The sequence below is a fragment of the Rhizobium sp. 768_B6_N1_8 genome (assembly GCF_051811225.1).
In the GTDB taxonomy this organism is placed as follows: Bacteria; Pseudomonadota; Alphaproteobacteria; order Rhizobiales; family Rhizobiaceae; genus Rhizobium.
Genome location: NZ_JBPWPV010000001.1, coordinates 999896 through 1019622, shown reverse-complemented (window position 1 = coordinate 1019622; position 19727 = coordinate 999896). Strand labels below are relative to the sequence as shown.

Sequence of the window (19727 nt, the reverse complement as noted above, 5' to 3'; positions counted from 1 at the left end):
CGCTGCGCGTCGGCGCATTGGGCATATTTGCTATTTCCGGCAGGCGGCTGTCATGGCCGCATCGCCTATGCAATCAGGCGAAGGCACGGTCACACCGATCGGCCTTGCCGTTTGTTGGATCGGCGCCGGCGCCTCTACCGGCGGCTCTATCGCATTCGTCTGCGTGTCGTCATTCGGCAACGGCACGCGAGGGCCGACAGGCGGCTGCAGGACCGGCGCGACGGGTGTCGGCTGCACCTGCACGCGGCGTACGGATACGGTCCGCGACTGGCGGACCGCGGCCGGAGCGGGCTCGTAACCGATCGGCATCGTGGTCGGACGATAGCCGCCTTCATCGGGATAGATTGGCGCGCCGGTCTGGCCGAGCGCCGGATTGGCCGGTGGCGGAGCGCCATAGGGATTCCAGATATCGCCGTCGAAAGTGCCGGTGACGGTGTAGCCGTAGACTATACCGAGAAGCTGGCGCTCGGTAGCGCGGGCATCGCAAAGGCGCAGGCGGATCTGGATCATGCCGAAGTTGCGCGCCTGCGTGTGCGCGGACCGGCTGGAGCGGATCTGCTGCCAGGCATAAATGCAGGTATCGCCAGCGCGGCTGCTGCCCGAGGCATAACCGAAGGGACCGTAGCTGTTCTGCAGGAAGGTCGCTGATGTCGCCATTGGAACGCCGGGAACCGAGCGCGCCAGCTCGCGGGCGATATCCCCTTCCCGGATCATCCTGTAGGAGGCGCTGCCGGCCCCGGAATTGGTGCCTGACCCGCCAAGGAATTGAGCTTTCAGGAAATTCTGGCCCTGAACAGATGAGGACGTGAAGAGCGATATCGTCTGCTCCACACCGTTTCCGCGCTTTTGTTCTACGACGCTGACGATCGACGGACCACCGGGGGGCGGCAGCACAAGCGCCTTTTCCGGCTCTACTGTCTCAGGCCCGGCAGGCTGACGCACTCCACCCGTCGACGTGCAGCCGGCTATCATGGCAGCAACGGCCACCACCGATATCGTCTTAGGAAAATGCATGTCCTGGCCGTTGCTATCGTATTTTTAATCTCTGTCTGAAGGGACAAAGCGCGACGAATTTCCGAATCAACAACCCCTATGTCGTTCATTAGGAATAAACGATGCTTATGGTTAACAAATGGTCAACATCTCGACCACAGTTGTACCGGGTAAAGTTGGCAGACGCTCCACCTTTGCGGGCACAGCCACACGAGAGGAAATGAACGCCGTCTGGCAAAGGATGGTCCGGAGGCTCTCAACCTTGCCGGGTTCTGCACTTCTCGCTGCTTCGCCGGCGGAACCATGAAACATGGCTGGCGTTTTCCCAATGGCTGGGTACGAAAAGGAGAATATCCATGCGCAAGACCATGCTGGCCGCGGCCGCCCTCATGCTGACCGTAAGCTCCACCGCCTTCGCGCAGAGCAGCGTCATCATAACCGATCCGGCGCCCACCGGTTCGACCGTCGTGCTCCCGGGGGAAGTACGCACCTATGTGATGGAACAGAGCGTCCCCTCCGTCGTCTATGACGGCGACATCGCCGTCGGCACGACGCTTCCCAACACAGTGGAAATCCATACCGTTCCCAACGTGGACGGCTATGGTTATACCGTCATCAACGAGCGCCGCGTGATCGTCGAGCCGCAGACACACCGCGTCATTCAGGTTCTGGAATAGGCTTGCGGCACGGCAATGAGGCTCTTCCCGGGCCTCACGCCTGTTCCGCAGGAGGCTTGCTGTTCAGCACTTCGCGGACCTTGTGGGCGAGCTGTTCCAGGCTGAAGGGCTTGGCAAGCAGTGAGACGCCGTGGTCCAGCACACCATTGTGAACAATGGCATTGCGGGTGTAGCCGGTCGTGTAGAGTATCCGGATTTCCGGCCACTTCTCCATGACGGCATCGGCAAGCTGGCGGCCGTTCATCTGCGGCATGACGATATCGGTGAAGATGAGATCAACGCGTTCGTTCTGCAGAACGTCCAGCGCCTCGGGACCGCCTGCGGCTTGCAGCACGCTATAGCCGAGTTCCCGCAGGCTTTCGGCTGTCATTTCCCGCACACTCTCGTCATCCTCCACCACGAGAATGGTATCCTCGATGCTCCCCTGCGGGATCGGTGTCATCGACGGCACCGAAAAACGTACGTCGCCCGAACCGACATGGCGCGGGAGATAGATCTTTACCGTCGTGCCACGATCGATCTCGGAATAGATCTTGATGTGTCCCCTGCTCTGCTTGACGTAGCCATAGACCTGGCTGAGGCCGAGGCCCGTGCCCTTGCCGGGACCTTTCGTGGTATAGAAAGGATCGAAGGCGCGTTCCAGAACCTCGGGCGACATGCCGATGCCGGTATCGGTGATACTGATCATCACGTATTGGCCGGCCTCCACCTCCTGGTGCATGCGCGCATAACGGTCGTCCAGTTCCGTATTGGCCGTCTCGATGGTCAGATGCCCGCCATCGGGCATGGCATCGCGCGCATTGACCGAGAGGTTGAGGATGGCATTTTCAAGCTGGCTCAAATCGGCGAAGGTCGGCCAGAGGCCACCGGCCAGAACAGCTTCGATCCTGATCTGCTCACCCAGCATCCGGCGCAGCAGGTCCGACATGCCGCCGACCAGCTTGTTTGCATCTATGATTTCCGGCGCCAGCGGCTGCTGACGTGAAAAGGCGAGCAGGCGCGCGGTCAGCACCGCCGCGCGCTGCGCCCCGTCCCTTGCACTCTGGATCGAGTTCAGGAGGCGTGGATCCTCCTTACCGTTCAGCCGCCTCTGGGCAAGATCGAGGCTACCGACGATGATCGCCAGCATGTTGTTGAAGTCGTGAGCGACGCCGCCGGTCAGCTGGCCGATGGTTTCCATCTTCTGCAACTGGCGTACCTGCGCCTGGGCGGCGGCATGTTCCGCCATCTCTCGTTTCAGTTCGCCGGTGCGTTGCGCAACCGTCTCTTCCAGTTTCCTGTTAAAATCGTTGAGTTCTCTACGCAGGCGCGCCTGCCGGCCGTGCGAGACGACGATCGCCTGCATCAGTCCGACGATGATGAATGCATTGACGACGAAGGTCGACAGGCCGATCCACTGGCCGAAGGTAACGGGCCAAAAGATATCGTGCGGCTCGACGAAGAACTGCTGGACGACGAAACCTGACAGAATGGCGGCGACCGCCCCTGGCCCGGCACCGCCGATGAAGCTTGCGATCAAGACGGCGGGCAAGAAGCTCAGAAAGGGAAAGCCGGAGAGATAATCGCCGGCAGCAACGCGCAGCAGGAAGGTGAATGCAACGGCGGCGACAGCGAGCGGATAGGTCAAACCCGGCCTATGACGCAGCCAGTCCGTGGCGCTCAACAAATCCATTTCCCAGCCTCATCCCTTCCGTTGCGAAAACGGCTCTCCAGCTTTTGCATATCGAATCCGGCCGGGCAATATGTCGTTTCTCGCACTACGGCGATCCAGCCTTGACGAGCAGCCGGCTCGGGACAGATAAGCCCTGATACCCAGCAAAGGGCCTGGCATGGTCTACGCAAGGGTAGAGGGTGAAAAAACCATGAAAGACATATTCATCGTCGAAGACGATGCGCTGATCGCCATGCTCCTTGAGGAGATGCTCGAGGATCTCGGCTACCGCGTCAGTGCGAACGTTCCGGATCTGGAGCAGGCGCTCGATGCAGCCCAGAACAAGGAATTCGACGCGGCTATCCTCGATGTATCATTGGCCGGAAAGAGTTCGCTGCCGGTCGCAAAGCTGCTCGAGGCGCTCGGCAAGCCCTATGTCTTTGCAACGGGATATGGCAGCGCGCCCGAAGGCAGCAATTCAAGCCAGCCTATCCTGCGAAAACCGTTCCAGCTCGCCGATCTCGAAAAAGCGCTCAAGGGCATGCAGGCCTAAAGCGAATCGCGATCTTTCAGGTTCGCTGCCGCGCTTTAGGTTCTTGTCTCACACAAATCGCTATCGCAAAATCGCCGCGCACTTTTGCGCGATGTGTTTTAGCGCACCTGATCGAGCAAGCGCTTGCATTCCAGGAGATCGTAAAGCGCTTCCTGGAGAAGCGCACGATCCTCCTTGCCGACACTCGACTTGCCGACCGAAATTTCCGGCTGATCATCCTCGCCGCTGACGAAATTGAAGAAGCGGCGCGTGATCGGCGGCTTGGCGCGGCCGACGATCTGGTCCTCTTCCGCCATGGCGACGCGCGGTTCGCCTGCGACGGTATCGTTCAAGTTGCCCGAGAGCGCTTCGACGCTTGCAAGATCGCCGTGACCGACCGCGACGACAAACTTGTTGCCGTTGGTCTTCAGGAGCTTCTGCACGCCCTTGATCGTATAACCGTGATCATAGAGCAGATGGCGGATGCCTTTCAAAAGATCGACATCCTCCGGCCGGTAATAACGCCGGCCACCGCCACGCTTCATCGGCTTTATCTGCGGAAAGCGGGTTTCCCAAAAGCGCAGCACATGCTGCGGCAGGTCGAGATCATCAGCAACTTCGCTGATGGTGCGAAAGGCATCCGGGCTCTTGTCCAACGTCATACTGCTACGCGACCTCGCGGATCGATCCAAACGGCGACTCATCATATTTCAACGGTTTGGAGCCGCGAATTCAAGTCACGTCTTCGCGTTGCGCACAGCCAGAGGAGCTACGCGGCAAAAAACTTTTCCGTTCAGCGGAGAAAAAGATGATCAGGCAGCCGGATTTTGCGGCTTGGTTTTGCCCTTGCGGGCAACATGGGATTTGAGAATGCGCGTCTTGAGCACATTCGAGGCCTTGAAGGTCATGACGCGGCGGGGAGAAATCGGAACTTCCTCGCCGGTCTTCGGGTTGCGGCCGATACGCTCGTTCTTGTCGCGCACCTGGAAGGTTGCAAAGGAGGAAAGTTTGACGGTTTCGCCGCGCACGATGGCGTTGCAGATTTCGTCGATCACCGTTTCAACCAGCTCAGCAGATTCCGTCCGGGAGAGACCGACCTTCCGAAAAACGGATTCCGCCAGGTCTGCTCGCGTCACTGTCTTTCCGGTCATGGTTTCCCCGCCCAATAGAAAATATTTTGTGAAAGTGGACGAAGATTATTTGTCTTGTGCCTCACGGTCAAGCTCTTGTTCGCCGCCAGTTTTTTAGGATTTGCGCCTACCAGCGCAGCAAAACCGCACCCCAGGTGAAGCCGCCGCCCATGGCTTCCAGCATCACGAGGTCGCCCTTCTTGATGCGTCCGTCGCCGGCAGCCGTCGCAAGTGCCAGCGGAATGGAGGCAGCAGACGTATTACCGTGCAGATCGACGGTAATGACAACCTTTTCCGGGGCAATGTTCAGCTTCTTGGCCGAACCGTCGATGATGCGGCGATTGGCCTGGTGGGGGACCAGCCAGTCGAGATCATCTGAAGTCGTTCCGGTCGAATCGAAAGCGGCCTGGATGACGTCGGTAATCATGCCCACGGCATATTTGAAGACCTCGCGGCCTTCCATGCGCAGCTTGCCGACCGTACCCGTCGAGGACGGACCGCCGTCGACATAGAGTTTTTCTTTGTGCGAGCCGTCGGAGCGCAGATGTGCGGTCAGCACGCCGCGGTCTGCCGTCGTCCCCTCGCCTTCGGCTGCTTCCAGCACGATCGCGCCGGCGCCGTCGCCGAAAAGCACGCAAGTGGTGCGGTCATTCCAGTCGAGGATGCGGGAGAAGGTCTCAGCGCCGATGACGAGCACGCGCTTGGCAAGACCGCCACGGATATAGGAGTCAGCCGTCGTTACCGCATAGACGAAACCCGTGCAGACGGCCTGAACGTCGAAGGCGAAGCCATGCGCCATACCAAGACGATTCTGGATGTTGACAGATGTCGCCGGGAAGGTGTTGTCGGGCGTCGAGGTGGCACAGATGATCATATCGATATCATCAGGCGTCAGCCCGCCATTTGCGAGCGCGGCACGCGCTGCAGCCTCGCCGAGCGACGCCGTCGTTTCGTCATCGCCGGCAATGTAACGCTGCCGGATGCCGGTACGCTGGACGATCCATTCGTCCGACGTATCGACGACACCTTCCATTTCGCGGTTGGTCATCACGCGTTTCGGAAGTGCAGCTCCGAAGCCACGAACCACTGATCGGATCATATTGCTTGAACCCCGTCGCTCACGCGGCTTCCGGCCCCATCGGGGGCAGCCGCTTGGCATGATATTTTTTGAGATCGTTTTCTATTTTCTGGGTCAGGCCATTCTTGGCCATGTCATAACCGACTTCGATGGCCGCGGCTATGCCTTCGGCATTCGCTCCACCATGGCTCTTGATGACGATGCCGTTCAAGCCAAGAAACACGCCGCCGTTGACCTTGCTCGGATCAAGCTTCTCACGCAGCATGTCGAAGGCGCTCTTGGCAAAGAGATAGCCGATGCGGGCAAGCAGCGTGCGCGACATGGCGGCGCGCAGATAGGCGCCGATCTGCCGGGCCGTGCCTTCGGCCGCCTTCAGCGCGATATTGCCGGAAAAGCCTTCCACCACCACGACGTCGACCGTACCCTTGCCGAGATCGTCGCCCTCGACGAAGCCGGAATATTCGAGCGAATCAAGATTGGCCTCGCGCAGCAGGCGCCCGGCTTCCTTGACCTCTTCCTGGCCCTTGATTTCCTCGACGCCGACATTCAGCAGGCCAACGGTCGGACGCTCCACCTCGAACAGGGCTCGCGCCATGGCGCCACCCATGAGAGCGAAATCCATGAGCTGCTGCGAATCGGCGCCGATCGTGGCGCCGACATCGAGCACGATGCTTTCGCCCTTCATCGTCGGCCAGATGGCGGCGATCGCCGGGCGTTCGATATTGGCCATCGTGCGCAGACAAAACTTGGCCATCGCCATGAGCGCGCCGGTGTTGCCGGCGGAAACGGCGACATCGGCCTCGCCCGACTTCACCGCTTCGATCGTGCGCCACATGGTGGAGACATAGCGGCCGCGGCGCAGCGCCTGGCTCGGCTTCTCTTCCATGCTGACGGCAAGTTCGCAATCATGAAAGGTCGACTTTTCCCTGAGCTTGGGAAACTTCGCCAGAACCGGGTCGCACTGTTCCTTGATGCCGTAAAAGACGAAGGAAATATCCGGGTGCCTGTCCAGCGCCTTGGCAGCACCGGGGATGACAACCTGGGGACCAAAGTCGCCACCCATGAGGTCGAGAGATATTCTGATCACGCGTCCCTGATCCTTCTCTTTCGCCTCAAGGACGAAATTTCGGCCAAAATACCGGTTTTGGCGTCGCTTACAACTGAATTGTGGCAAATGCCGGAGATGCTTCAGTCCTTTTTCCAGTCCTTGAGCGCGGCGAATGCAGAGGGCTTCCGGTCATTTTCCCCCGTATCCTCGATATGGGCCGCGAACTCCACGCCTTCCTTGCGCGGATAAGGATCGATGGCAAGTGCTGCGAATTCTGCGACGACCTCACCGGCATCGATCGTATCGCCGGTAAAGATTTCCGGCAGGTCCGGGCCATCGGGATCCAGCACCATTTCACCGGTATCATTAGCCGGATGGCGGGCGAGCTTGGAATTTTCAGGCACGAAGATCTGCTCGAAGGTCTCGTCGATCTCGGATTCGACGGGCTCGAGGGTGACGATACAGGATTGGACGATCTTCGCCTGCACGCGTCCCTTGACGCGGATACCGTCGCGCTTCCATCTGTTGATCTGCAGTTCGGCACGGAGATTGTCCACCGACACGACGTTCCAGCTTTCGGCCAGCGCCTTCAGCTCATCCTTGTCGGCGCTCACGCGGACCTCGACCGGATTGGCGGAGATGTGTCCGACCTTGACCGGATAGGAAAAGGAAATCTCGCTCGGATCTTTCTTCATGATTCTACTCCTCAGGCGACCTCGGGAATCGTCGCCGAACCGGTGGCGATCGCCTCTTCGGGAATGGCCGACAAGTGGGCTTCCGCCGCCATCATCCATTGCGCGAGGCCGCTCATGTCGGCGGCCCCGGCGGTTTCGGGATAAATATTGCGCTGAAGCGCTGCGGAAAGAGCGGCGGCATCACCGGCATCCATAGCCTTCGAATAGGCTTCCAGCCGGCCATAGAACATGCCCGCGAGCTTCTTCATGCGCTTCGGCACGCTGTTGTCGCCGATGCCGAGTTCGCGAATCGAATAGTCGATATCCTGAAAGAAGGCATCGACGATTTCCTGGGCGATCTCCTGGCCGCTCGTCCCGGAGGTGCGGGTGCGGCGGAAAAACAGGATCATGGCGATCGACAGCATCTCGAAGCGGCCCATGACGGTATCGGGCACGTCAAGGCGCTCATAGAGCTCCGGCATGCGGGCAGCGGCCGTAAGAGCCGCATATTGCCGCTCGACGATGGTCTGGTTGCTGTTTCTCTTACCGAAGAGCCCGAAGATCATTTGTTTTTTCCGGAAATGCCGCATTCTTGGCGCCGAGCGGCACCGGGCCTTGTTGCATGATTTCGAAAGCTGGTTTACCGAAGCAGGCGCGAATTGCAATGCTGTTCGTGGCCGGTTTCGGGACAGGTGCGCTCCGGTGCACAACGAGGCGGATCGGGAGAGTTCGACCCCGGAATGGCCACAATGGTTTTGCAGGAGGAAGCACGCAGTATTTGGAATGGCTGCTATCGATACTCAAGGGAGTAGATGTCGTTGAAGAAACGGTATTTCAAGTCAGACATGAAATTCTTCAGCAATGCGGCCATAGCCATCATAATCGCCTCCACCACCGCCCTTTCAGGCTGCCAGACGAGCACCGTGCTGAACGGCGGCTATATCGTCGACCAGCAGTCGCTGGCGCTGGTGCCTGAGGGTTCCAGCCGCGAGCAGGTGCTGCTGTCGCTCGGTACACCGTCCACGACAGCAACCTTCGACGGCGAAGTCTTCTATTACATCTCGCAGCGCCGCCAACGCTCGATGGCCTACCAGAAGCTGCGCGTCACCGAGCAGAGCATTCTCGCCATCTATTTCGACAAGGACGGCGTCGTGACCCGCCGCGCCAACTACACCCTGCAGGACGGCAAGGTATTCGACACGATTGCCCGCGTTACGCCGACGGGCGGGCGCGAACTCACCTTCCTGCAGCAGATGCTGTCCGGCGGCAGCGCGGCCAATGCAGCCAAGAGCCTCTTCGGTGGCGGTGCCGGCGGCACACCGCAGAACCCGTCCAGCCTGCGCTAAAGCAAGCTGTTTCCCATACAGAAAACCCGCCGGAACGATCCGGCGGGTTTTTGTTCTGTTGGCTAGCGCGTCTTAATGCGCAAGAATCGCCAGCAGCAGCAACGCCACGATGTTGGTGATCTTGATCGCCGGGTTGACGGCGGGACCGGCCGTATCCTTGTAGGGATCGCCGACGGTATCACCCGTCACCGATGCCTTGTGAGCCTCCGAGCCCTTCATATGGCGCACGCCGTCCTTGTCGACGAAGCCGTCTTCGAAGCTCTTCTTGGCATTGTCCCATGCGCCGCCACCCGAGGTCATCGAGATCGCGACGAAGAGACCGTTGATGATGACGCCGAGCAGCGATGCGCCAAGTGCTGCAAAGGCCGACGCCTTGGAGCCGGAGATGATGAGCACGCCGAAATAGACGACGATAGGTGCCAGCACCGGCAGCAGCGACGGGATAATCATTTCTCGGATCGCGGCCTTGGTCAGAAGATCGACGGCCTTGCCGTAATCCGGCTTTTCCGTACCCTGCATGATGCCGGGCTTTTCCTTGAACTGCCGTCGCACTTCTTCGACGATCGCACCAGCCGCACGGCCGACGGCAGTCATTGCGATCCCGCCGAAGAGGTAGGGAATGAGACCTCCGAAGATCAATCCCGCCACCACATAGGGGTTGGAAAGATCGAAGGAAATTTCGCCGATGCCGGCAAAATAAGGAAACTTGTCGCCATTCGCCGCAAAATATTTGAGGTCATAGGAATAGGCCGCGAAGAGAACCAACGCACCGAGACCAGCAGAACCGATGGCGTAGCCCTTCGTAACAGCCTTTGTCGTATTGCCGACAGCATCAAGCGCATCAGTGGACTTGCGTACCTCTGGTGGTAGATGGGCCATTTCGGCGATGCCGCCGGCATTGTCCGTTACCGGTCCGAAAGCGTCGAGTGCTACGATCATGCCGGCGATACCAAGCATGGCTGTGACCGCAATACCGGTACCGAACAAACCGCCGAGCTGATAGGTGGCAAGAATGCCGCCGACGATGACGATTGCCGGAAGTGCCGTCGATTCCAAGGATACCGCAAGGCCCTGGATGACGTTGGTGCCGTGGCCGGTGACCGATGCCTGGGCGATCGAAACGACCGGGCGCTTGCCGGTGCCGGTATAATATTCGGTGATGACGACGATCAGCGCTGTGACGACGAGGCCAACGAGACCGCAGAAGAAAAGCTTCGTGCCGGTGACGTCGAAACCAGCGACCTGCCCGAGCGACCCCCAACCGACCGTCATCGAGGTCGCGGCACCAAGACCAATGATGGATAGAAGGCCCGTCACGATGAGGCCCTTGTAGAGGGCGCCCATGATCGAGCCATTCGAGCCGAGCTTGACGAAGAAGGTGCCGATGATCGAGGTGATGATGCAGGCGCCGCAGATTGCCAGCGGATAGATCATAGCCGACTGCAGGATGGGTGCGCCGGCAAAGAAGATTGACGCAAGAACCATAGTGGCGACGACGGACACTGCGTAGGTTTCGAAAAGGTCGGCCGCCATGCCGGCGCAATCGCCGACGTTATCGCCGACGTTATCGGCAATGGTTGCGGGGTTGCGTGGATCGTCTTCCGGAATACCGGCCTCAACCTTGCCGACGAGGTCGCCGCCGACGTCGGCACCCTTCGTAAAGATGCCGCCGCCGAGACGGGCGAAGATCGAAATCAGCGATGCGCCGAAGCCCAGCGCTACGAGGGCGTCGATGACCTCACGCGAGCCGGCCTCGTGGCCGAGCACGATCGTCAGCACATAATAATAGATGGAGACGCCGAGCAGTGCGAGCCCGGCAACCAGAAGGCCGGTGATCGCACCCGACTTGAAGGCGATGTCCAGACCGGCCGAGAGGCTGGCTGATGCGGCCTGGGCGGTGCGCACATTGGCGCGGACGGAGACATGCATGCCGATGAAGCCGGCAGCACCCGAGAGGACGGCGCCGATCAGGAACCCGATCGCTGCCGTGGCGGAAAGGAGCAGCCATGCTGCAATGAAAACGACAATGCCTACGATGGCAATGGTTCTATACTGACGCGTCAGATAGGCCTGGGCGCCCTCGCGGATATAGCCCGCGATCTCCTGCATGCGGCTGTTGCCCTGGTCGGCAGCAAGCACCGACCGGGTTGCCCAGATGGCATAGACCACCGAGAGCAGGCCACATGCGATTACCAATAAAAGAATGGTCATTCGCTCTTTCCTCCCATAAGCCGGAACTCACTCCTTCTCCGGCGACGAATGCTGCTGAATCGACTCCTCTCCATAGAAACGCTCAGCTGGCGAGCGGAGATTGCGTGGTCGATAACGTCGCGTCAAGACTGCAAAACTTCAAAAGCCTTGCAGTTCCGAAGAAAGAAAGGGAGGGATCGTTTGGCGGCTAAGTGCCTATTTCTTCTGGTCGCCGCGCACCTGCTTGGCGATGCGGTCCAGAACGGCGTTGACGAGCTTCGGCTCATCGTCGTCGAAGAAGGCATGAGCGATCTCGACATACTCGGTAACGATGACGGCGACCGGCACGTCCTTGCGGTCGACGAGTTCGAAAACGCCGGCACGCAGGATGGCGCGGACAGTGCTGTCCAGGCGCGACAGAGCCCAGTCGTCCTGTAGGGCAGAGGCAATCAGCGGGTCGAGGCGGAGCTGGTCGCGCACGACGCCTGAGACGATCGAGCGGAACCAGCCGGCATCGGCCTTCAGATAGGTTTCGCCGTCAAGTTCCTGGCCGAGGCGATGCGCCTCGTATTCCGCCACGATTTCCAGAACGCCGGTGCCGCCGATATCCATCTGATAAAGCGCCTGCACAGCCGCGAGGCGTGCAGCGCCCCGCTGGTTGGCAGCCTTGACCGGTCGTTCGGTATTTTCGTCAGTCATTCTTTATGCACCCAACTTCTTCTTCAGCTCGATCATGGTGAGAGCTGCACGGGCGGCGAAACCGCCCTTGTCCTTTTCCGAGCGGCGCGCGCGCACCCAGGCCTGTTCATCGTTCTCGACGGTCAGGATGCCGTTGCCGATGGCAAGGGACTCGCTGACGGCGAGATCCATAAGCGCGCGCGAGGACTCGTTCGACACGATGTCGAAATGATAGGTCTCGCCGCGGATGACCATGCCGAGTGCGACGAAACCGTCATACTGCGTGCCGTCATTATCCGCGCCATCGAGCGCCATGGCAATCGTCGCCGGAATTTCCAGCGCGCCGGGCACAGTGACGACGTCAAAGGTGGCGCCTGCTTCTTCCAGCGCGAAGGTCGCGCCTTCCAGAAGAGCATCGGCCATGTCGTCATAGAAGCGTGCTTCGACGATCAAAATATGGGGAGCGGTCTCTTTCGGCATGGTTCACCTTCGGTTGGAGGGGCATTTTCCACTCGGGCAGGCCGCGGTCAAAACATGCCTTCGAACGAATGGCAAGCAAATTCGGGTGGCGCTCTGAAGGAAAGACAAAATATCTGCAATGGGATAGCTCAGGCGCGCTTCGTCGGGTGCAACGACGCAAAAAACATGCTTAGCCGGCTGACGCAATAACGGCAAATCCAAGGCAGAATTCATGAACAATTTGTAATTGATTTTCAGTAGCTTAATCCATTGAAAGAACAATGCTGCAGCGCCAAATCTCAGTCGTAACGCAGACGATCCCCTGTTGACAGCCGACCGCCGCTGCAGACGAAAGGATACCATCATGAACCGCCTTGCTAAAATCACCATTGCCGCCGCTTTCTCCTCCCTCGCATTTGCCGGCGTCAGCCAGGCTGAAAGCCTTGGCATGAATAGCGCAGAGGGCATCGAACAGACGCTCCGCACCTTCCAGGGCAACAACTTCGACATCCAGCCCGTCTATAACTGGCACAACCTCGACGACGAAAGCACCGGCCCGCGCTCCGTCCTCCAGCGCTCCCAAAGCGCTGTCCACGCCATTCAGGCTTCCATTGATGCCAATAGGTCGCTGGCACACCAGCTCAACAATGATGGCGTCAATATCCGCAATGTCGTGAACGCCGAACAGGCAGCCGACGGCGGCATTACGTTCTACGTTCGCTGAGGCTGCCAGCTTGGAAGGCGGCATGGGCGGTTGATCTCCTCACCGTCCGTTCCGCCTTCTATCGAAATCGCTGTTGCATTTTCCGCCGGATTGGATTGTCTTCTCGCCAAAGCGGAGGACCCCATGGCGACGAACGCAACACCGGTCATCAACACGGCCGATCTCTCCCTCGAACACTGGACGAGGGGAAGGCTCTTCGAAAGCCGCGACACGTCTTTCGGAAAAGATCTGGGGCTTGCCAATCTCGGCATCAGCTACAGTGAAGTGCCGCCCGGCAAATCCGGCTGCCCTTTTCACAACCACCATGTCGAGGACGAGCTCTTCTATATCATCGAGGGTACCGGAGAATATCGCTTCGGCGACCAGCGCTATCCGATCAAGAAGGGCGATGTGCTGGGCGCCCCCTCGGGCGGGCCGGAAACGGCCCATCAGATCATCAATACCGGATCAACGCCGCTTATCTATTTGGGCCTGTCGACCAAGGCGAAGACCGAGATCTGCGAATATCCCGATTCCGGCAAATTCCTCGCCAAGACCAATCGCGACGGCAGCTCCTTCGACCATATCGGCCGGGGAGAAAATGCACTTGATTACTGGGATGGCGAGCCGGGCCTTTGATAAAAAGCACCGTCGTCACCCCTCGCTTGAGAGCATCCTATTCATGATCGATATTCCGACACTGGAAACCGGACGGCTCATTCTGCGCGCGCACCGGCTCGATGATTTCGACGCGCATTTCGAACTCTGGCGCGACGAAGACGTCGTGCGCTTCATCGGCGGCGTGCCTTCTACCCGCGAACAAAGCTGGTCGCGCCTGCTGCGCCTTGCCGGCATGTGGCATCACATGGGCTTCGGTTTTTTCGCGATCGAAGAGAAGGATGGAGGCCGCTTCATCGGTGAAGCGGGTTTCCTCGAAGCAAAACGCGAGATGCAGCCTTCAATCGAAGGCACGATGGAGGTGGGCTGGGCGTTGATCCCTTCAGCCCATGGCAGGGGCTATGCCACGGAGGCGCTGAAGGCGATCATCGGCTGGGGCGAGAAGCAGTTTCCGGGACGGTTGATGACCTGCATCATCAGCCCTGATAATGCGCCGTCGCTCAAGGTCGCGGCCAAGCTCGGTTTCAGGGAAACGGCGCGGACCGACTATAACGGCCCGATCATTCAGTTTTCGCGGTAGGAAACTCGGCAAGACGAGCGGCATAACGCGCCATCGTATCGACCTCGAAATTGACGAAGTCGCCGGCCTTGCGCTCGCCCCAGGTCGTGACCTCCAGCGTGTGGCGGATCAACAGCACGTCGAAATCCGTGCCATCGACAGCATTGACGGTCAGCGACGTGCCATCGAGCGCGATCGAACCCTTGGGCGCCACGAATTTCGCGAGTTGGGTGGGTGCGCGCAGGCGGAAACGCGTGGCGTCGCCCTCTTCCGTCACAGACAAGATCTCGGCCTTGCCGTCGACATGTCCGGAAACGATGTGGCCACCAAGTTCGTCACCGATCTTCAGCGAGCGCTCGAGATTGATATGGCTGCCCGCCTGCCAGGTGGAAATAGTGGTGAGGCGCAGCGCCTCTTCCCATGCTTCAACCTCAAACCAGCGGCCGTTGCTGCCATCCTGCGGCAGGCCGGTCACGGTAAGGCAGATGCCTGAATGAGAGATGGAAGCGCCCATATCGATGGTCGCCGGGTCGTAATTTGTCGCGACGCGAAGCTTGATGCCTTCCTTCAGCGCCGAAACGGATTCGATCGTGCCGACATCAGTGACAATTCCGGTGAACATCAATTCTCTCTTTCGTATTCGTCCAGGCGATCCGCGCCGAATATGTAAGTGCCCCTGTGGGCGAAACCGGATGGTATGTCGGTTGCCTGCAGCGGGGATTCAATACCGCCGTCGCCGATGACGACAGGCGCATGATAAAGCTGGATGCGATCGACGAGTCCGGCTTTGAGGAAAAGCTTCGCAGTCTTCGCGCCGCCTTCGACCAGGAGCGAGGAGATGCCGCGTGTGGCAAGCGCCGGCAGCAGGACTTCGGGGTGATAGGGATTACAGTAGAGGACCTCGACGCCGGCGGCTTCGAGTGCGGCGCGGCGGGAGTCCATCTCGGTGGGGTCGGCGGGTGCGTTACCCCCCTCTGTCCTGCCGGACATCTCCCCCACAAGGGGGGAGATTGGCTGGGGGCTGGCTCCCTGCTCTACATTTTCCGTTGCGGGTGACGAGCTACCATCTTGGGAATTCGGAGCAAGCGCCTTGCCGATCTCCCCCCTTGTGGGGGAGATGTCCGGCAGGACAGAGGGGGGTGTCCCGTCCGCCTCCGATCCCAGCGGTGAAATCTCTTCACTCGCCACCACAATCACCGGCACCTCCCGCGCCGTTTCGACAAGCTTGCTCGTCAGCGGCAGGGCCAGATTGGGGTCGAGCACGATGCGAACGGGTGATTGCGCTTCAAGGCCCGGTGTCCGCACCGTCAGCAACGGATCATCCGATATCGCCGTGCCGATTCCGACAAGAATGGCATCGGTTTCGGCCCGCAGCGCCTGCACCTGGGCACGGGCCTCCGGACCTGTGATCGCCACCTGCCCTACCCCCTCGCGGCCGATCATGCCATCGGCGGAAACCGCAAGCTTGAGAGTCACATAGGGGCGGTTTTTCGTCTGGCGGGTGAGATAGCCTGCCAGCGATTGCCTGCCCTCTTCCTCCAATACGCCCGAGGTCACCTCGATGCCGGCATCGCGCAGCATGGAAATACCGCGGCCGGAAACTCTGACATCGGGATCGGTGACGCTGATGACGACGCGACCGACGCCATAAGCGATCAGGGCCTCGGCGCAGGGTGGCGTCTTGCCATGATGCGAGCAGGGTTCAAGCGTGACATAGGCCGTCGCACCACGGGCAAGTTCACCCGCTTCGGCGAGCGCCTGCGGCTCGGCATGCGGGCGGCCGCCGAGTGCGGTCACGGCACGGCCGACGATCGCGCCATCTCGAACGATGACGCAGCCGACGGATGGGTTCGTGGAAGTCTGGCCCGTATGCCAGCGCGACAGGCGGATCGCGGCTGCCATGAAGCGTTCGTCCTCAGGCCGCGCGATCCCCTCGCTCATGGTCAGACGTCCAGCGGATCGCGGCCGATCTTGGCGTTGATCTCAGCGATCAGTTTTTCGAAATCCTCAGCATGCGAGAAATCGCGATAGACCGAAGCGTAGCGCACGAAGCCGACGTCATCGAGGCTCTTCATGGCTTCCAGAACCTGCAGGCCGATCTGCTCGGAGGAGATTTCCGTTTCGCCCGAGCTTTCCAGCCGGCGCACGATGCCGGAGACAGCGCGCTCGATACGGTCACGATCGACGGGGCGCTTGCGCAGCGCCACATCGAAGGAACGGACAAGCTTGTCGCGATCGAAGGGTACCCTGCGGCCGGTCTTCTTGATGACCATAAGCTCGCGCAACTGCACGCGCTCGAAGGTCGTGAAGCGTCCGCCGCAATCTGGACAGATACGACGCCGGCGGATGGAGGTGTTATCCTCCGCCGGGCGTGAATCCTTGACCTGCGTATCTTCCGAACCGCAATAGGGGCAGCGCATGCCTTCTCCTTCAGCATCGGCCCGAAAATCGTAACCGATTTTCGGAAAGCCTGATGCGTAGATTCAAAGAGTTAGAGCGTCCTTAGTGCGCCCGAACGGGCGCACGGCGCTCTAGCCCATGTATTCATACATGGGGAAGCGATCGGTCAGATTCACCACCTTGCCGCGGACGGCAGCTTCGACGGCGGCATTGCCTTCGTCGGAATTGGCAACCTTCAGGCCATCGAGAACCTCGACGATGAGGTTACCGATCTCGCGGAATTCCGCTTCCTTGAAGCCGCGCGTCGTGCCGGCCGGCGCGCCGAGGCGTACACCAGAGGTGACGAAGGGCTTTTCAGGGTCGAACGGGATGCCGTTCTTGTTGCAGGTGATGTAGGCGCGGCCGAGTGCGGCTTCTGCGCGCTTGCCGGTGGCATTCTTCTTGCGAAGGTCGACCAGCATCAGGTGGTTGTCGGTGCCGCCCGAGACGACGTCGAGTCCACCGGCGACAAGCGTTTCGGCTAGCGCCTTGGCGTTCTTGACGACCTGGGCGGCATATTCCTTGAATTCCGGCTGCAGCGCCTCGCCGAAGGCAACGGCCTTGGCGGCGATGATGTGCATCAGCGGGCCGCCCTGGAGACCAGGGAAGACAGCCGAGTTGAACTTCTTGGCCAGATCCTCGTCATTCGTCAGGATGACGCCGCCGCGCGGGCCTCGGAGCGACTTGTGGGTCGTGGTGGTCGCAACATGGCAGTGCGGGAACGGCGACGGATGCACGCCACCGGCAACGAGACCGGCAATGTGGGCCATGTCGACCATCAGGTAAGCGCCGACACTGTCGGCGATCTCGCGGAAGCGCTTCCAGTCCCAGATGCGGGAATAGGCCGTGCCGCCGGCGATGATCAGCTTCGGCTTGTGTTCTTTAGCCTTGCGCTCGACATCATCCATGTCGAGCAGGTTGTCGCCTTCGCGCACGCCGTAGGACACGACGTTGAACCACTTGCCGGACATGTTGACAGGCGAACCATGCGTCAGGTGACCACCTGAATTCAGGTCGAGACCCATGAAGGTATCGCCCGGCTGCAGCAGCGCCAGGAATACGGCCTGGTTCATCTGCGAACCGGAGTTCGGCTGAACGTTGACGAAGTTGACGCCGAAGAGCTTCTTGGCGCGCTCGATGGCCAGTTCCTCGGCGATATCGACGAACTGGCAGCCACCGTAATAGCGCTTGCCCGGATAACCCTCGGCGTATTTGTTGGTCATGATGGAGCCCTGGGCTTCCAGAACGGCTCGGGAAACGATGTTCTCGGATGCGATCAGTTCGATCTCATGCCGTTGACGACCGAGTTCCTTTTCGATCGCGCCGAAGATTTCCGGATCGACGTCCGCAAGCGAGCGATTGAAGAAGGATTCGGTGGAAGCATTGGTCATGGGCTGGCTCCTTCACTGGAATGCGGCAAGGTATTAGCCTTCCGCCGATGCGAGGGCAATACGAAGAACGACATTTGCTGGGCTAAGCGCGCGGGCCGAACATTTTGCGTCGAATGCTGCCTCGCCGGAATGAAAAAAGCCGCGCACATGGCGCGGCTTTCCGTGAATTCCACAAGCCGGACTTACTGCACCGGCTGTTCCATGCCCGAGGTGGTGTCGAGCGCCAGTTCGGCATTGCCGTCCATCTCGTAAATGTCGTCGCGGAACTGAACGACGCCGTCGGGCATGCCCCAGGCCGAGATATAGACGAAATAGACAGGAACTTCGGTGGCGAGCTTGATCGGCGTATTGGTGCCGCTTGCGATCACCTGCTCCATCTGCTGACGGTTCCAGCCGGGCGTTTCACGCAGCAGCCAGTTCGATAGGTCGCGCACGTTCTGGACGCGCACGCAGCCCGAGGATTCAAAGCGCATGAGCTTGTTGAACAGGCCCTGCTGCGGCGTGTCGTGCATATACTCGCCGTTCTTGTTGTAGAAGTTGATCTTGGTGGACGCCATGGCGTTGATCTTGCCCGGGTCCTGGCGGAACATCAGGTTCGGTGCCTCGCCGTTCCAGTCGACTGTTTCAGGGGCGACTTCGTTGCCCTTGCCGTCGATCAGGCGGATGGCGTTCTTTTCGAGATAGGTCGGATCCTTGCGCATCAGCGGCACGATGTCCTTCTCGACGATCGAGCGGGGTGCCGTCCAGTACGGGTTGAGGATGACTTCGTAAACCTTCGAGTTGACGAGATGCGTCGGGCGGCTCAAGCGGCCGACAACTGCGGTATGACGAGTTGCAACGCTGCCGTCTTCAACGGCTTCCACATAGGCGGCCGGAATGTTGACCATCAGGTGGCGGCGGCCCAGATCTTCCGGGAAGGTCTGCAGGCGGATGAGGTTGGTGTTCAACTGCTGCAGGCGCACATCGGCCGGGATGTTCATCGCCTTCAGCGTGAATTCGCCGAGCACACCATCGGCGGGCAAGCCGTGACGGGCCTGGAAGCGCTTGACGGCGCCGTCGACATAGGAATCGAAAGCGTTGGACAGGCCGGCTTCACGCGGCAGATCGCCGGTGATCGCGAGACGCTGGCGCAGCGCCTGGACGGTGGGGGAGCTAACACCGAGTTGCAGGCGCTGATCTCCCGGATTGACTTCGGGCCAGCCGCCGGCGGAAGCGATCTGCTGATACTGCATGATCGCCTGCTGGGTGCTCGGCACCGACTGCGGGCTGAGGATCGGAGTGTTGGAAAGGACGGCAGTCGCCGTGCGCGAGGCAGCCTTGGCGTCGAACTGGTCGTCCCAGTTGCCGCGTTTCGGGGCATTCAGGAGACCATCGAGCGCCGATTGCGCGAATGCGGGTCCGGCAAGCGCGCCGGCACCAACCGTTGCCGCCGACGCCAGGAAGGCGCGGCGCGAGAGAGCTTCAATTCCGTTCTTCTTAGACATTCGTCCCAACCACTCAATGCCACGGTGGAGGAACCCGCGGCTCTTTGCGATATTCTGCGCTTTAACGCAGATCCCTA

Annotated in this window: 21 protein-coding genes and 1 pseudogene; 6 read left to right on the top strand and 16 right to left on the bottom strand. The window is 60.1% G+C overall.

All coding sequences use genetic code 11. The features are described from left to right. Nucleotides 1–30: 30 nt before the first annotated feature. Nucleotides 31–1014: a cellulose biosynthesis protein BcsN gene (gene bcsN / locus AB8B33_RS05130; protein ID WP_439014569.1), complete on the bottom strand. Its 984-nt coding sequence runs from the start codon at nt 1012–1014 to the stop codon at nt 31–33. A gap of 335 nt (nt 1015–1349) precedes the next feature. Here bcsN and AB8B33_RS05125 point away from each other — a divergent pair, with 335 nt between their 5' ends. Beyond that, the gene (locus tag AB8B33_RS05125) at nt 1350–1670 is read left to right on the top strand and encodes a DUF1236 domain-containing protein (protein WP_439014568.1); all 321 of its coding nucleotides are present in this window, start codon (nt 1350–1352) and stop codon (nt 1668–1670) included. A 34-nt stretch (nt 1671–1704) separates the two neighbouring features. Here AB8B33_RS05125 and AB8B33_RS05120 read toward each other — a convergent pair whose 3' ends face one another. Then, nucleotides 1705–3342, bottom strand: a complete 1638-nt coding sequence (locus tag AB8B33_RS05120) for a response regulator (protein WP_439014567.1) — start codon at nt 3340–3342, stop codon at nt 1705–1707. Between the two features lie 190 nt (nt 3343–3532). Here AB8B33_RS05120 and AB8B33_RS05115 point away from each other — a divergent pair, with 190 nt between their 5' ends. Further along, nucleotides 3533–3874, top strand: coding sequence for a response regulator (locus AB8B33_RS05115; protein WP_310382910.1), 342 nt, complete (start codon nt 3533–3535; stop codon nt 3872–3874). Nucleotides 3875–3972: 98 nt separating this feature from the next. On the opposite strand, the gene AB8B33_RS05110 is transcribed toward AB8B33_RS05115, so the two are convergent. The 6 genes and pseudogenes from AB8B33_RS05110 to AB8B33_RS05085 form a co-directional block, all read right to left on the bottom strand. After that, a complete protein-coding gene (locus AB8B33_RS05110) occupies nt 3973–4515 on the bottom strand; it encodes a MerR family transcriptional regulator (RefSeq protein WP_113324265.1) in 543 nt (180 codons plus the stop codon). A 150-nt stretch (nt 4516–4665) separates the two neighbouring features. After that, on the bottom strand, nt 4666–5004 hold the full coding sequence (locus AB8B33_RS05105; protein ID WP_007819963.1) for an integration host factor subunit alpha: 339 nt from the start codon (nt 5002–5004) through the stop codon (nt 4666–4668). A gap of 106 nt (nt 5005–5110) precedes the next feature. Beyond that, on the bottom strand, nt 5111–6082 hold the full coding sequence (locus AB8B33_RS05100) for a beta-ketoacyl-ACP synthase III (RefSeq protein WP_439014566.1): 972 nt from the start codon (nt 6080–6082) through the stop codon (nt 5111–5113). 19 nt (nt 6083–6101) lie between these two features. Continuing rightward, entirely contained in the window at nt 6102–7148 is a 1047-nt protein-coding gene (gene plsX / locus AB8B33_RS05095) for a phosphate acyltransferase PlsX (RefSeq protein ID WP_007819967.1), read from the bottom strand. 101 nt (nt 7149–7249) lie between these two features. Beyond that, nucleotides 7250–7804, bottom strand: coding sequence for a YceD family protein (locus AB8B33_RS05090; protein WP_439014565.1), 555 nt, complete (start codon nt 7802–7804; stop codon nt 7250–7252). Nucleotides 7805–7815: 11 nt separating this feature from the next. Continuing rightward, a pseudogene (locus AB8B33_RS05085) lies at nt 7816–8407 on the bottom strand (ubiquinol-cytochrome C chaperone family protein). Nucleotides 8408–8595: 188 nt separating this feature from the next. On the opposite strand from AB8B33_RS05085, the gene AB8B33_RS05080 reads away from it, so the two are divergent. Further along, nucleotides 8596–9129: an outer membrane protein assembly factor BamE gene (locus AB8B33_RS05080; RefSeq protein WP_310382907.1), complete on the top strand. Its 534-nt coding sequence runs from the start codon at nt 8596–8598 to the stop codon at nt 9127–9129. A 72-nt stretch (nt 9130–9201) separates the two neighbouring features. Here the strand turns inward: AB8B33_RS05080 and AB8B33_RS05075 are convergent, their stop codons facing one another. The 3 genes from AB8B33_RS05075 to ribH form a co-directional block, all read right to left on the bottom strand. Beyond that, nucleotides 9202–11340, bottom strand: coding sequence for a sodium-translocating pyrophosphatase (locus tag AB8B33_RS05075; RefSeq protein WP_310382906.1), 2139 nt, complete (start codon nt 11338–11340; stop codon nt 9202–9204). A 195-nt stretch (nt 11341–11535) separates the two neighbouring features. After that, complete coding sequence (gene nusB, locus AB8B33_RS05070) at nt 11536–12018, bottom strand: transcription antitermination factor NusB (protein WP_439014564.1); 483 nt, start codon at nt 12016–12018, stop codon at nt 11536–11538. A gap of 3 nt (nt 12019–12021) precedes the next feature. Continuing rightward, the gene (gene ribH / locus AB8B33_RS05065; protein WP_007819979.1) at nt 12022–12477 is read right to left on the bottom strand and encodes a 6,7-dimethyl-8-ribityllumazine synthase; all 456 of its coding nucleotides are present in this window, start codon (nt 12475–12477) and stop codon (nt 12022–12024) included. 343 nt (nt 12478–12820) lie between these two features. Here ribH and AB8B33_RS05060 point away from each other — a divergent pair, with 343 nt between their 5' ends. From AB8B33_RS05060 to AB8B33_RS05050, 3 genes are all read left to right on the top strand, one after another. Continuing rightward, a complete protein-coding gene (locus AB8B33_RS05060; RefSeq protein ID WP_113324270.1) occupies nt 12821–13180 on the top strand; it encodes a hypothetical protein in 360 nt (119 codons plus the stop codon). A gap of 123 nt (nt 13181–13303) precedes the next feature. Then, nucleotides 13304–13798, top strand: coding sequence for a cupin domain-containing protein (locus tag AB8B33_RS05055; RefSeq protein ID WP_113324271.1), 495 nt, complete (start codon nt 13304–13306; stop codon nt 13796–13798). Between the two features lie 43 nt (nt 13799–13841). Then, on the top strand, nt 13842–14357 hold the full coding sequence (locus AB8B33_RS05050; protein ID WP_439014563.1) for a GNAT family N-acetyltransferase: 516 nt from the start codon (nt 13842–13844) through the stop codon (nt 14355–14357). Here AB8B33_RS05050 and AB8B33_RS05045 read toward each other — a convergent pair. The 5 genes from AB8B33_RS05045 to AB8B33_RS05025 form a co-directional block, all read right to left on the bottom strand. Continuing rightward, nucleotides 14338–14958, bottom strand: a complete 621-nt coding sequence (locus tag AB8B33_RS05045; protein WP_113324272.1) for a riboflavin synthase — start codon at nt 14956–14958, stop codon at nt 14338–14340. The two genes, AB8B33_RS05050 and AB8B33_RS05045, sit on opposite strands and share 20 nt — an antisense overlap. Then, entirely contained in the window at nt 14958–16277 is a 1320-nt protein-coding gene (ribD, locus tag AB8B33_RS05040; RefSeq protein ID WP_439014562.1) for a bifunctional diaminohydroxyphosphoribosylaminopyrimidine deaminase/5-amino-6-(5-phosphoribosylamino)uracil reductase RibD, read from the bottom strand. The genes AB8B33_RS05045 and ribD overlap by 1 nt, the downstream gene beginning before the upstream one ends. A 2-nt stretch (nt 16278–16279) precedes the next feature. Continuing rightward, nucleotides 16280–16756 (bottom strand): transcriptional regulator NrdR, encoded by a 477-nt coding sequence (gene nrdR, locus AB8B33_RS05035; protein WP_113324274.1) that lies wholly within the window; start codon nt 16754–16756, stop codon nt 16280–16282. A gap of 111 nt (nt 16757–16867) precedes the next feature. Continuing rightward, entirely contained in the window at nt 16868–18166 is a 1299-nt protein-coding gene (gene glyA, locus AB8B33_RS05030; RefSeq protein WP_439014561.1) for a serine hydroxymethyltransferase, read from the bottom strand. Nucleotides 18167–18348: 182 nt separating this feature from the next. Further along, entirely contained in the window at nt 18349–19650 is a 1302-nt protein-coding gene (locus AB8B33_RS05025; protein WP_310382902.1) for a L,D-transpeptidase family protein, read from the bottom strand. Between the last annotated feature and the right edge of the window lie 77 nt (nt 19651–19727).

Bases quoted from the DNA above. Each gene is read 5' to 3' on its own strand.
- glyA (WP_439014561.1), bottom strand. From the start codon at position 18,166: ATGACCAATGCTTCCACCGAATCCTTCTTCAATCGCTCGCTTGCGGAC.
- bcsN (WP_439014569.1), bottom strand. From the start codon at position 1,014: ATGCATTTTCCTAAGACGATATCGGTGGTGGCCGTTGCTGCCATGATA.
- ribD (WP_439014562.1), bottom strand. From the start codon at position 16,277: ATGAGCGAGGGGATCGCGCGGCCTGAGGACGAACGCTTCATGGCAGCC.
- AB8B33_RS05060 (WP_113324270.1), top strand. From the start codon at position 12,821: ATGAACCGCCTTGCTAAAATCACCATTGCCGCCGCTTTCTCCTCCCTC.
- AB8B33_RS05100 (WP_439014566.1), bottom strand. From the start codon at position 6,082: ATGATCCGATCAGTGGTTCGTGGCTTCGGAGCTGCACTTCCGAAACGC.
- AB8B33_RS05045 (WP_113324272.1), bottom strand. From the start codon at position 14,958: ATGTTCACCGGAATTGTCACTGATGTCGGCACGATCGAATCCGTTTCG.
- AB8B33_RS05115 (WP_310382910.1), top strand. From the start codon at position 3,533: ATGAAAGACATATTCATCGTCGAAGACGATGCGCTGATCGCCATGCTC.
- AB8B33_RS05110 (WP_113324265.1), bottom strand. From the start codon at position 4,515: ATGACGTTGGACAAGAGCCCGGATGCCTTTCGCACCATCAGCGAAGTT.
- AB8B33_RS05025 (WP_310382902.1), bottom strand. From the start codon at position 19,650: ATGTCTAAGAAGAACGGAATTGAAGCTCTCTCGCGCCGCGCCTTCCTG.
- AB8B33_RS05080 (WP_310382907.1), top strand. From the start codon at position 8,596: ATGTCGTTGAAGAAACGGTATTTCAAGTCAGACATGAAATTCTTCAGC.
- AB8B33_RS05105 (WP_007819963.1), bottom strand. From the start codon at position 5,004: ATGACCGGAAAGACAGTGACGCGAGCAGACCTGGCGGAATCCGTTTTT.
- AB8B33_RS05090 (WP_439014565.1), bottom strand. From the start codon at position 7,804: ATGAAGAAAGATCCGAGCGAGATTTCCTTTTCCTATCCGGTCAAGGTC.
- AB8B33_RS05120 (WP_439014567.1), bottom strand. From the start codon at position 3,342: ATGGATTTGTTGAGCGCCACGGACTGGCTGCGTCATAGGCCGGGTTTG.
- AB8B33_RS05075 (WP_310382906.1), bottom strand. From the start codon at position 11,340: ATGACCATTCTTTTATTGGTAATCGCATGTGGCCTGCTCTCGGTGGTC.
- AB8B33_RS05125 (WP_439014568.1), top strand. From the start codon at position 1,350: ATGCGCAAGACCATGCTGGCCGCGGCCGCCCTCATGCTGACCGTAAGC.
- ribH (WP_007819979.1), bottom strand. From the start codon at position 12,477: ATGCCGAAAGAGACCGCTCCCCATATTTTGATCGTCGAAGCACGCTTC.
- nrdR (WP_113324274.1), bottom strand. From the start codon at position 16,756: ATGCGCTGCCCCTATTGCGGTTCGGAAGATACGCAGGTCAAGGATTCA.
- nusB (WP_439014564.1), bottom strand. From the start codon at position 12,018: ATGACTGACGAAAATACCGAACGACCGGTCAAGGCTGCCAACCAGCGG.
- AB8B33_RS05050 (WP_439014563.1), top strand. From the start codon at position 13,842: ATGATCGATATTCCGACACTGGAAACCGGACGGCTCATTCTGCGCGCG.
- AB8B33_RS05055 (WP_113324271.1), top strand. From the start codon at position 13,304: ATGGCGACGAACGCAACACCGGTCATCAACACGGCCGATCTCTCCCTC.